The sequence below is a fragment of the Mesorhizobium zhangyense genome (genome assembly GCF_011045115.1).
GTDB classification, from domain to species: Bacteria; Pseudomonadota; Alphaproteobacteria; order Rhizobiales; family Rhizobiaceae; genus Mesorhizobium_M; species Mesorhizobium_M zhangyense.
On record NZ_JAAKZG010000035.1, the window covers coordinates 1 to 11,020 of the forward strand.

Below are 11,020 nucleotides of genomic sequence, written 5' to 3' on the forward strand. Positions count from 1 at the left end.
TATGCCATCCTAAGAGAACAAATCTCCTAGGACAGCCCCTTCTTATTTCCGTTCTAAGCGCGCTTCTCACCTGGGAGAAGGTGTCCGTACAGATGACGGTATTCGGAGCGTTGGGCCTTGCACTCTCAGGTTCCGGGCTTGTTGCTCTATACGATTTCCTTTCTATGTCGGTAGCTTATCTGCGTCGGGGGCCTTCCCTACTGGTGCTGCGGCGACGGCAGTTCTTCCGAGGGTTGGGCCTTTGCGCCATGCCGCTCCTCTTTACCACATTCATAGTCGGCGAAAGCATGCCGGACGAACGCAGCCTGAAGATGGCAGTTTTCTATGCCAGCGGAATGGCATTGCTAGTCCCCGCTCTTCACCTCGGCATAGTGCTATGGCGTGGCCGCTTCGAACCACTCCACAACGAAGCCAACCACTGAAGCCGACGTGAAATCCGCCGTTTGCCAGGCGGGTTCATCCAACGAAGGGTCGATCCGAGCCACGACGGGCACGTTCATGCGAGTCCAGCTCCGGCTTATCTTTCGATCGATAGTCCGTTGGAAACCAAGCCTTGGGCCGAGAGCCATTTCTCGATGCGATCGGAGTTCACTGGCCCGATGCCGTTTTCGGCAGGAATTTCGTCGCGGGAGCAAGAGGCGGTAATCTTGGATTGTCCATGATCCCGGCATTCACCTGAACAGCGTTCGGCAGGAGGGCAAGGGCGCTTCCCGCCAGCATACTTCGGATCTGTGCTTCACTTCCCCGTTTCATTCGGCGTGTCCGACCTCCCGGCGGCGCGAATGGCGGCGAGCGCCATTTCCAGGTGGCGGCGGTAATCGGGGTCCGGCCACCGGTTCATCGCGTCCTCGATCGCCGGCACCGCCGGGTCACCCACTCGGATGAGACCCATCATCGCCGATTGCCGTGTCCGCTCATCATCGCTGTGAAACGCGGAGACGATCAGGGCCTCGATGACGGCGGGCTCGGCAGCGGCGAAGATACCGAGAGCAAAGACCAGATCGGAACGCTCCTCCTGGCTGCGTGCTGCCTTCGTCGTCTTCGCAAGAGCTGTCAGGCCCCGCGGCCCGGCAAGGGCGAGATACCGGGCGATCTCGACCCGTTCCGAACTGCGGCGCGTGTCGTCGAATGCGACGAGCGCATCATCGAGCGCCGGCACGTCGATGTCGGCAGGTCCTTTGAGGGCGACAAGCTTCGATGCGGCCATCAGATGCTTCTGATCGGTTTCAGCGGTCGCTAGATTGGCGGCGGCGGCCTGGCTCAGCCTGCGGCTGTCGATTCCCAGATCGCGCAAGGCTTTGATCGCCTGCTCCCTGACCTCCGCATTGCCGGATTGCAGCAACGCCTCGATGCGCGTCACGATATCATCCGGAAGAGTGGAGCCACGCAAGATCTGGGTTATGTCGCCGAGCAGACGTTCGTCTTTCCCGTGGCGCAATTCGGCGTAGAGTACAGGCAGGATCGCGCCCCCGACTGCGCCGAGCGCATACTGGGTCGAGGCGCGCATCCCAGGATCGGAAGCGTTCCGCAGGGTCGTCATCAATCCGTCGATCATCGGCGCCGCATCGGGGCCGAGCATGCCCGCGATGTTCACCAGATTGGCGCGTAGCTGCTGATTGTCCGAACGTCCAAACAGAGCGGCGAGTTGCCCGATCATCTGCAGCGACAGACTGACCGGCGAGCCACCCGGAACCCGCCCCTGGCTCAAGATGATCGCTGTAAAATAGGTGATGTCGATGAATTCGTCATCCTCGCGCGCTTCGGGCAGCGCGGCGGCAAGAACGGCGATAGCCTTCTCCCCGTGGCCAACAAAGGCGCGGATTGCCTGGTCCGCGTCCACATCAGTTGCGAAATCGCGGGTGCTCAACGACTTCCAGAGAGCCGTCGCATCGGCGTTCTCGTTTTGCTGCGACAGGGCGGAAGTAGCCAGAAGGCACAACGCCGCCGAAACCAGCATAAAACGTTGTATCGCGCGGAGAAGTGTAGCCAACGGAACAATCATCTTATCGAGTCTCACCGCGCGACGGGCGGCGCCTTCCGCAGCGAGTGTCCGAGGGCCAGCAGAACCGTGACGCAAACGATAAGCATCCCGCCACCGGGGATGAACGAAAAAGGGACAGCCTGTTTCAGAAGGCCTATTCCCACGCATACAAGAACCTGGATACCGGTCACCACCAGCAGGATCGATCTGGTTTCGCTCCTGCGTGCAACATCGGGCTGGCCCAGGAGGAGCCGGGAATAGGCGTATACGAAGAACGGGATGAGAATGGCGGTCAGCGTCAGAGCCGTCGCGTTCAGCAGCCACGGGGCATCGGACAGCAGTTCGGGGGCGAGGATCACAGGAACGGTGATCAGATAGCCCGCAACGGTGTTGGCGAGAAATGGGGGCCACAGCAGAACCGCCAATGAAATAGCTGACCTTGCTTCGTCATCTCTTCCAGATAGCAGCTTGTTGGCGACAACAATCATCGCAACCGCAAGAGCGATGGCAATGCCGGTGATCGGCCAGTCCGTGCCGGAGACCGCACCAAAACGCGTCAGCTCAATCGATATAATGAATTCACCTGGCAGTGCCCCGAGCCGAAGAATCGCCAGGAGCAACCAGACGCCATCCCTCGAGTTGGGTAAGCACACCATGTCGGCAAGCCAGATCATCATCGCGGAAGCGCCGATGAACGATGCGATCCCAGCGATCATCACGCTCACTGCATCTCAACATTCGGGGTGATGTCTGAAGCAGTTTCCGATCGCGCTCTAAATTCGCGTGAAAATCACTTGAGATTTATCGCCACATGAAAAGTTCAGAAAAAATCCGATAAGGTTGTGACAAAGCGGAGGCGATTCCTTCGCGAGAAGGCATGACAGAAGAGAAATTCGACCCGCTGGCGCCCATGATGGACCGTTTCGCGCGAGCACTGGAACGATAGTTATTCCCCGGAGCGGGGGCGACTATCGACCGAAGACGACAGACTGTTCTGCACGGTGGGTTCCGATACGGCATATCCGCGCGCCACCGATGTTCGTCACTGGCACATGGGGCCGATCTATGCCCACGAACGCGAGGGGTGTCGCCCTTCTTCTGAAGGAGCCGCCCACTTGCGCAAATGCAAGGAGAGACAATGTCTGTACTGGGACGAACCGCTAATGCCCTGATTGGCGCTTGGCTTGCACTCGCGGTCATAACGACGCCGGCAGCCGCGAGACAGGCCGAGTCGACCGGTGAAGGTTGGGTCAAGAAGCGCTTCGATTTCGGCGCGGAGGATCTCGCTTTCGAGGCCGCCGTTCCCGCCGATGCTTCGGTCAAAACGACCACGATGCCGCCCCGCGAGGCGGGCACTTTGGGCAGGATCATGATTGTGGGCAAGATCTATCCCGCAAAGGCCGGCACGCCCGTCGAGGTCACGATCCAGGCCTTCGATCTCATGGCGCCCGCCGCTGCGTCGCGTGTCTGTGCGCATGAGGCGGAGATCGCCGGGTATACGCTCCGCGCCAGGCGCGCTGAGCCCGACCTTTCGGACGCAGAGCTGTTCGCAAAGAAGTCGGATGAGAACCGACCGATCGGCGGCGTCTTCAGCCGCTGCATGACGCGCGGCAACAAGATGCTCGTGACCCATTTCCTGTTCGATGTCAGCGGCGTGACGGACAAGGACGAGCTCGACGTCCGGGCGAACCAGGCGCAGGACTATTATAAGACCTTCATTTCCAGCATCGTCTTCGCCGACGGCCATTCCCCCGGCTATCGCAATATGATGCGAGAGATCCCTGTGACGATCGGCGCGGACAAGACGACGCTGAGCGTTCCCGACGTCTGGCAGGTTCCGATCAACGATTTTCACGGACATCTGCCTGCCGAACTGCACCTGCTGCGCAAGAACAACAGCGGCGAAGACACGGGGCTCCTCTGGCTCGCAGTACAGGAGAGGAAGGAGCAACCCGATCTGGAAAAACTCGGCCCCACGCTCATCGGCGACTATTTTATCCAGCAGTGGCCCGATGCCGAACGTCCGGTGCTGCTTCAAGGCAGCGAGGATCCAGACATGCTCGAATCTGGCGTCGTGTCGCGCAGCTTCCGCTTTTCCGCGAAGAACAAGGCGGGCGAGGATATAGGTGAAATTCTCGCTACGCTCATTTGGCACGACGGCCGCCTTTATGTGCTGAGCCTGTGGTCGCGTTGGGCTCCTGCAGCCGACCGCAACACCTTCTTCTCGCGCCTGCCGGGGCTGACGGCCTATGACCTGATCAGCGCGAAACTCGTAAGAACGATGACGGAGAGCCGATAGTCGCCATGTCCGAGCCGGTTTCAGTCTTCCCCAAGCTTCCGATGTCCCACGAAAACCTTGGCTGAAGCGGGGCTTGACATGGTGCGCAGACGCATCACTGAATACAGGTGATGATTTAGCATGACGAACAGGGCACAGAACCGGCCTATTGAGGCATCTCAACCGAACGGCTCCGTCCGTAAGCCCGTCTTTCAGGAGGTGCTGGGCAAGGATTGGCACCGTCTCGGCGAGGTCGTCAGACGTCATTACTTCCTGCGCGCCTTCAGCGACGACTATATCTGCGTCAAGGGCACGATGCATGAGGTCCGGCACAATGCCGTGGCCAGCTTTCTGATTCCCCTTGCCCGGATATTCGGTGCGCTGGTGCCCTATCGCGGCACGGATGTGCCGATCGAGGTCCACTACAACGCCCAGCCCAAGGACGGCACCATTCATTGGGACCGGGTGTTCCACTTCGCCGGCCGTCCACCCTTTCATTTCCGCTCGTATATGGAGCGTGCCAGTGGCAGCGGCGTGATCGAGTTCGTGCGTTTCGGGGTGGGCATGCGACTGAAAGTGACAGCCGAGGACGGCGCGCTCGTGTTCCGCGGCGAGGGCTATATCTGGCGGCTGTTCGGCGTGGACGTACCCTTGCCGATGGGGCTCGTGCTCGGCCGTGCCTATATCGAGGAACGGCCGGTGGATGCCGAGCGCTTCAGCATGCGCATGACGCTGACGCATCCGCTGTTCGGTGAACTGTTCCGCTACAGCGGCAGCTTCACGCTCGGCGACGAAGACGTTGCATCGTCGGATATGCCGGAGGCCGCGGGAACGAGCGTTCCACGATAGGCAAAAAGCGGCCCGATCCATCGATGCGCGACCAAGACGCGGAAGCGATAGAGGCCGCCCGCACCCTCGGCACCGGCTCTGATGCGCGGCGCCAGCCATCCGGGTAGTGGCAAGCCAGCGACGCTCCAGCCGCAAAGTTCCCAGCTCACACCGGCGGGCGTTGGCCGCAGATCAAAAGTGAACCGCAGCGGGCCGAAGCGCTCCTCGAACAGGCCAAGCCGCTTCCGCCTCGTGTCGGTTAGCAGAGAAGCGAATTGCGAGCTGCCGAAGCGGCGCGTCCACCTCTCTCCATCGAGGGCCGGCTCCAACGTGACGGAAGCCTTATGCCTTCCCGAATATGGCAGTCCGAGCAGCAGCCGCAGCAGCCGGGCGGGGAGGTTCGCACCGATGCGAGCGATGGCACGACCGGAGACCGAGAGATGTCCGCCACCATGCACCGCCCTGACGGACGCCGGCAGCCCACTCCACCTCCGGCCGAGAAGGCGCTCGAACAGGACGGGGCTTTCCGGCAGGCCGTCATCGGCACGGGTAAGGATCGGCAAATGTGCGAGTTCGTGCAGGATGTCGCGGAGCTCCAGCATCCCGGCGCAGGCCATGGCGCCACGCCGCGTCTCGCGCCCGTCGATCAGCGCGCGAACCATGGCGGCGGCTGGAGCGGCCGGCGTATGCGGCCCTGCGCCGGTTTCCGCCCAAAGTGCCCATCGCGCATGCGTCGGGCGATCTTCGGCATCATGGCCAAGAGCTTCGACGCTCATGCCGCCGCGGTCGGTTCCAAGCAGCGCAAGAATGCCGGAGAGCGCCCGCAAGGGCTTGGCGAGGGGGCGCAGGGAAGACAAAAGCCCCCAGCGCACCGGAAGGCCGAGCAGTGCTAGGCCGAGATGCATAACGGGCACCTCCAGCCCTGCCTTGAAAAGCGCATTGCGGCGAATGGGGAAGCGTTCGGGGAGGAGATCAAGGTCGGGAGTCTCGCAGATCGAGACGAACCGCTTGCCGAGGCCCGGCATATGTACAGTGCGCAGGCCCGACCAGCCAGGCACGGTACGCCAGTCGCCACTGTCGAAGACGCGCACCGGCTGCCCGACATAGGACAGGATGGCTTCCACCACGGACAGGCCACGCGGCGCGCGTGCTCCGGGAGAGATCGCGACCACGACATCGTCAACTTGTCGCCATCCCTCCACCAGCATCTCGAGGGCCGCGTGAGACAGCGCGGGGGTTGAACTGGCAGCGGTAACCGCAAGCACGCCGGCCTTGCGCGCCGCATCATTGAGCGCGCTCCCGAAGCCGGCGACATAGTCGCGGCCATCGGCGAGATCGACATAGTGGGCGCCCAACCGTACAGCCGCGAGCGCGAGGCGGTAATCGCTGTCTTGGAACGGACCCGCAGCGTCGACCACGAGCCAAGGCGAAAGCTCCGCCAGTTTTTCCGGCTGCGATCTATCGAACGGCCGTGCCACGATATGTGCCGCCGCGCCCTGTTGCTCAAGCGATCTGCGCAGCGTCTCCAACGCGCCCTCCCGCCGCGCAACGAGCACCAGCTCGATCTCGGGGAATTCGGCCAGCATGGCGGCCAGCCGACTGCCGAAGGTGCCGGTCGCGCCGACAAGGACGACGCGCCGCCTCACGGCTTGCCCAGCGGGATGTCGTCGACAAAGCGCGCCCGCACATGTGGCGGCGGAACCATGCAAGCCTCCCCCTTCCGAGCAGGCGATACCGATTGCGTGCGATCAAGCGATAGGCCGCATCGAATTGGACGGGGGATAAAGCGCAGCATCGTCAGCCACCGCCATGGGCGCGGCAGGCGTCGTACCGTCGCGATCACCGCATCGCTCGCTTCGAGCGGCTGGCCCTGATCGAAGAAAAGAAAAGTAGAGGGATCGTCCGGATCGATGCCGAAACGTGCCGCCAAGTGCCTGCCATAGGGCGACTGGATGAGGTGAAGCGGACCACACCGGCCTTATCCATACGCAGGATGAGTTGCACCTGCGCGGAATAGAAATTGCACAAACCGTCGAACACCATCAAACTGTCCGGGCCGCCTTCCGATCGGGATTCGCGCCGGAACGTAGCGTCCATCAGCTCTCCTCGTTCTTCTTGCTCGATTTTTGGCTTGTTTTGCCACGGAATGAACTCTGTCCGCCTATCCAAGCAGGATTTACCGGGCTCGTCGACGCCGTTGCCAAATAATGGCCGCCGGCTTCACTGTTTCCCTTGTCGCCACAGATAATCGAGCGGCTCACCGCCTCCGGACATTAGGTTTTCCCCTGCACCTAACGTCGAATCGGTTGCTCTTGCGGTGATGGGCGTCTCACATGGCCCCTCACTCCCATGGAAAAGAGCCGCACACACCAACGCAATGGCTTTCGGAATGATGGACGTCCCACCTTCTCGCTGAGTACCTTTTTCGTAATTCTCGACGCTTCCCCGTGAAATGCCGAGTGTGTTGGCGGATATTTCGCAGTGCCTCCAACTAAAACACGCGGGCCTAGGCCAGCCGTGGCTCTAGACGCCCACCGGTCGTCGCGGGGTCGGCTTGGCGCGCCGATTGCCCTGTGCCGTACCACTCAGTAATCGCTTCAACACGACGGGTCAGCCTCGGATAGTGCGAGAAGATATGAAGAATGAAACCGGCGATGGAGGGAACCTCGACTTCCTGCCTCTGGAATGCATCGGCGTTCATCTGCCCATTGAGCTTGGCGCTACCGCAGGCGAGCATCTGCAAGGCCGTGCGGCTGGCGGCTTGATCGCGAGCGAGCCAGGCACCAACACGGTCGCAAGTCAATTCGCGAGCGCGCGAATAGGCCGCTCCCAGAAACGGCACGAAATGCGCTGGCAGACGCAGGAAGCTGCCCGGTTCGTCCAGATGCCCGGCGACGTGGTGTCCGAGTTCGTGACCAACAACAAAGCGAACCTGCTCGTCGCTATCTGCGTCGATCAGCGCGGATGTTAGCCAGACATAGCGATGACGGCCCACCAGTCGCAGGGCCATGGCATTCATGACGCCGCTGGAATTGTAGACGAACGTCACCGGCGCCTCTTTGAGGCCAACGGCACGAGCACCTTCTTCCACCATCTTGTACAGATGGGGGAATTGCTGCGGTCCCACTTTAACGAAATGGCCAAACATGTAGGCGCGGGTAAGCGCCTTGGCCACAAAAGCAACAAACCAGATTAGGAACCCATAGATGACGATAAGCACAACATGCCAGAAATTACCGGAGAGCATGCCCGCGACGACGACCGCGGCAATAACGAGCCACACGAGCGTACCGACCGCGAGCATGAGCGATCCGTAAAACTTTTCCTTCGGGTGACGGAAGCTCGAAACCTTGAAATCCACGGTGCAATTCTCCTCTAACAATCAACTCGCCGATATACAGCTCGAGTTGAAATTGCAACCAATGCTTGTTCCACATGCACAAAATCTGCTGAAAGCAGAAGGCACAGCCCTGACGCAGGGAGCAGTCATCCGGCGACAAGCGCTGACAATTGAGGCGAAGAATTGGGCATGCTGGCGTACTGAGGTGGGCTTTGATCCAGCCGCTAATCATGCCGGCGGACAATTCGCCAACGCCAGCGATCATGATCGAGATGGCACCGGAACCGGCGGCCATCAAGTTTGCCTTGCGGCTTGACCTCCAGCTTTTTCCCGCTCCTCCTCGATACGGCGAACGCCACCAAAGACGGACTGCTGATGTGGTGAGGGAAAAGCCTGCCCACTAAGCCAACGCCAACGCATTCGCGTCCAGATCGTCCGACCCGGAAAGCGGCGGCCTTGCCGTGACAGAAACCCCAGCAACATCTGCCGCGCAACAACAAGATCGCCTTTTAGCCTGACGCCGCGCCCTAACCAGATCACGTACAGCCTCATCGCTGTGACCAACGATTCAAAGTGGCGTTACGCCCAGTTTTTCCTGCCTGTCGCCGGAAGATCGTAAACCTCGCCGTAGGCATTTGAAGCGATCACGCGGATCAGATCTTTCTCTTTTGCGATCCCGGATTGAAAGAGATGAAGAATGGCCATCGCACGGGTCTCACGATCGACCACCGTATCAGCAGGCCGCCTGGTTGTTTCATAAACCCTGGAAAGCATGGCAACATCAGAGGAACTCAGAAAATCAGACAGATACGTGAAAGGCATCGCGGTGTCCTGGATAGGATGTGCATTCTAAATCCGGTAGTGCTTGTAGTGCTTGCGGAACGAAACGCGCTTGTGACCCCGAGGTTCCTCGACAAGTTCGCGCTGCATCCCCACAGTCCAGGAAGGATCGCCAGAAGACCTGACTGTCGATTGCACAAAATTACGCTCGACAAGTTCTCGTACGGATAATCCTGCTCACCCGGCCATTCTTGACGCCACGCCGCTTTGTTCAGGGCAGCCATTCGAACCCGCCGGGCGACGGGCCATCGACGCTCTCGTCAAAACCCATCCAGGCCGCCCCGTTGCCCTGCGTAAACGCATAAGGAGGTGAGCAATTACCAATCCGCGATTAGAGGTTGTGCAGACCTTGATTCTGTTGCGTAATTTTCCGGAACGTGATCGGCCTTGCCAGTGACGTCGCTGGATTTGCCTCCAACCGGCGGTCCGGCTATCCTTGGTAGCGACAACCGACGAAGGATGCCGCGATGCCGAGCTACATGATCGTTATTGTTGGAGCCGGGTTACTCGCCTTCGCCGCCGGCTGCGTGTTGATTTGGATTACGCGCCCGCACAACGGCTTTGGAGGCGACGGCGGTGGCGGAGTGGATGGTGGCGGTTGTGATGGTGGTGGAGGCGGTTACTAGGAGCGTATAAGGAACACTATGGCGTAAGCTGGAGAAGATTCAAACGGCACTGCTGGGAGTATTGTCTGGTATCGACAAGCTGGCGCCAAACGCGAAAGGCGCCACAGGAAGCGCCTGACAGGTCTCAATTGCGCATGATGCGGTCATGGGTGGGTCGCGGTCGTATGTCAGGCCTTTCAGGTGTGGCTTTCACATGCCACGGGCCAGTATGGTAAGTTCGCAGATCGGATCCAAATCGGTTCAGCAGGCTCTAACCACCCAACCGGGAATGCATGGACGGCTTTGTCGGAAGCCGCACTCAAGGCGCCAGCTTTTCAAAGGATCGAAAGAGCGAGCTTCTTAATCTGAGGCAGGTGACCGGAACGGTCGCCGCCGTTCCTAGATTTGTTGGCCCACCCAGCCTTTAACTAGCTGTTAACCGTGTTTGTTTACCTATTACTTTGGGCTGGGCTCGGTAAGTTGACAACGCGTTAAAGGGTGGCCCATGAAGCTCGATCTGCAGTTTGTTGATCATCCAAATGGCGGAGAACGCCTGGTGATCCTTCCGGAAACGCAGTATCGTCTGGTGGCTCACACTGCAGCCAAAGCACTTGAACCGATCAGGAAGAATCAGCCGGATGCGCTTTCCGTCCCGAAAGTGGTCCTAACGAGGATCACCAACGGTGAAAATCCGGTTCGCGCTATACGGCAATGGCGGGGGTTGAGTGGCCGAAATCTTGCAAGGCTTGCTGGTATAACGCCGAGCATGCTGTCTCAGATGGAGCTCTCGGGAAAGACCGGTTCGACCAGAACGCTGAAAGCCATCGCGGACGCCCTTTGTGTGCCCGTCGACTTGCTGTTCCCATAACCAGTATCGAAGCGGATGTTCGGCAACAAATCAGAACCCAATGGATGCGAGCGCTGACGCTTGGGGCGGCCCCTTGTCATCGATTCGAGCTGCACAATCCATACTCCAATATCCTCACGGTGTGGCATTGGCGCAGTTCGAGCGCGATCTTATCCGTGAAAGGACCCGTGCCGGCCTGCAAGCTGCGGGGGAACGTGGTCGACGCGGCGGCCGCCAAGCCGTCGTAACACCTTACAAGCTTGCCAGAGCCCGCCAGCATCTGGCGGCCGGGTTCAATTTT

Annotated in this window: 12 protein-coding genes; 6 read left to right on the plus strand and 6 right to left on the minus strand. The window is 60.2% G+C overall.

Features of this window, described 5'->3' with window-relative positions; all coding sequences use genetic code 11:
• The coding region (locus G6N74_RS30595; RefSeq protein WP_205826932.1) for a hypothetical protein at positions 1-422 on the plus strand (422 nt) is incomplete at its 5' end.
• 314 nt (positions 423-736) lie between these two features.
• Here G6N74_RS30595 and G6N74_RS30065 read toward each other — a convergent pair.
• Both G6N74_RS30065 and G6N74_RS30070 read right to left on the minus strand, forming a co-directional pair.
• The gene (locus tag G6N74_RS30065) at positions 737-2,002 is read right to left on the minus strand and encodes a HEAT repeat domain-containing protein (RefSeq protein ID WP_205826933.1); all 1,266 of its coding nucleotides are present in this window, start codon (positions 2,000-2,002) and stop codon (positions 737-739) included.
• An 11-nt stretch (positions 2,003-2,013) separates the two neighbouring features.
• Complete coding sequence (locus tag G6N74_RS30070; protein ID WP_165121672.1) at positions 2,014-2,706, minus strand: hypothetical protein; 693 nt, start codon at positions 2,704-2,706, stop codon at positions 2,014-2,016.
• Positions 2,707-3,119: 413 nt separating this feature from the next.
• Here G6N74_RS30070 and G6N74_RS30075 point away from each other — a divergent pair, with 413 nt between their 5' ends.
• On the plus strand, positions 3,120-4,280 hold the full coding sequence (locus tag G6N74_RS30075) for a hypothetical protein (RefSeq protein WP_165121673.1): 1,161 nt from the start codon (positions 3,120-3,122) through the stop codon (positions 4,278-4,280).
• 120 nt (positions 4,281-4,400) lie between these two features.
• A complete protein-coding gene (locus G6N74_RS30080; protein ID WP_165121674.1) occupies positions 4,401-5,108 on the plus strand; it encodes a DUF4166 domain-containing protein in 708 nt (235 codons plus the stop codon).
• Here the strand turns inward: G6N74_RS30080 and G6N74_RS30085 are convergent.
• From G6N74_RS30085 to G6N74_RS30095, 3 genes are all read right to left on the minus strand, one after another.
• Positions 5,024-6,733 carry a DUF4166 domain-containing protein gene (locus G6N74_RS30085; protein ID WP_205826934.1) on the minus strand — a complete coding sequence of 570 codons (1,710 nt, stop codon included), beginning with the start codon at positions 6,731-6,733 and terminating at the stop codon, positions 5,024-5,026. The genes G6N74_RS30080 and G6N74_RS30085 overlap by 85 nt on opposite strands.
• Positions 6,730-7,041, minus strand: a complete 312-nt coding sequence (locus G6N74_RS30600; RefSeq protein WP_312857953.1) for a DCC1-like thiol-disulfide oxidoreductase family protein — start codon at positions 7,039-7,041, stop codon at positions 6,730-6,732. Before G6N74_RS30600 ends, G6N74_RS30085 begins: the two co-directional genes overlap by 4 nt.
• Positions 7,042-7,593: 552 nt before the next feature.
• Positions 7,594-8,448, minus strand: coding sequence for a M48 family metallopeptidase (locus G6N74_RS30095; RefSeq protein ID WP_165121675.1), 855 nt, complete (start codon positions 8,446-8,448; stop codon positions 7,594-7,596).
• On the opposite strand from G6N74_RS30095, the gene G6N74_RS30100 reads away from it, so the two are divergent.
• Positions 8,438-8,743: a hypothetical protein gene (locus G6N74_RS30100; protein ID WP_165121676.1), complete on the plus strand. Its 306-nt coding sequence runs from the start codon at positions 8,438-8,440 to the stop codon at positions 8,741-8,743. The genes G6N74_RS30095 and G6N74_RS30100 overlap by 11 nt on opposite strands.
• A gap of 263 nt (positions 8,744-9,006) precedes the next feature.
• Here G6N74_RS30100 and G6N74_RS30105 read toward each other — a convergent pair whose 3' ends face one another.
• Positions 9,007-9,249, minus strand: a complete 243-nt coding sequence (locus tag G6N74_RS30105; protein ID WP_165121677.1) for a hypothetical protein — start codon at positions 9,247-9,249, stop codon at positions 9,007-9,009.
• Positions 9,250-10,377: 1,128 nt separating this feature from the next.
• On the opposite strand from G6N74_RS30105, the gene G6N74_RS30110 reads away from it, so the two are divergent.
• Both G6N74_RS30110 and G6N74_RS31110 read left to right on the plus strand, forming a co-directional pair.
• Positions 10,378-10,740, plus strand: a complete 363-nt coding sequence (locus tag G6N74_RS30110) for a helix-turn-helix domain-containing protein (protein ID WP_165121678.1) — start codon at positions 10,378-10,380, stop codon at positions 10,738-10,740.
• A 40-nt stretch (positions 10,741-10,780) separates the two neighbouring features.
• A partial coding sequence (locus G6N74_RS31110; RefSeq protein WP_446685597.1) for a recombinase family protein occupies positions 10,781-11,020 on the plus strand: 240 nt, incomplete at its 3' end.

Bases quoted from the DNA above. Each gene is read 5' to 3' on its own strand.
- G6N74_RS30065 (WP_205826933.1), bottom strand. From the start codon at position 2,002: ATGATTGTTCCGTTGGCTACACTTCTCCGCGCGATACAACGTTTTATG.
- G6N74_RS30075 (WP_165121673.1), top strand. From the start codon at position 3,120: ATGTCTGTACTGGGACGAACCGCTAATGCCCTGATTGGCGCTTGGCTT.
- G6N74_RS30080 (WP_165121674.1), top strand. From the start codon at position 4,401: ATGACGAACAGGGCACAGAACCGGCCTATTGAGGCATCTCAACCGAAC.
- G6N74_RS30105 (WP_165121677.1), bottom strand. From the start codon at position 9,249: ATGCCTTTCACGTATCTGTCTGATTTTCTGAGTTCCTCTGATGTTGCC.
- G6N74_RS30110 (WP_165121678.1), top strand. From the start codon at position 10,378: ATGAAGCTCGATCTGCAGTTTGTTGATCATCCAAATGGCGGAGAACGC.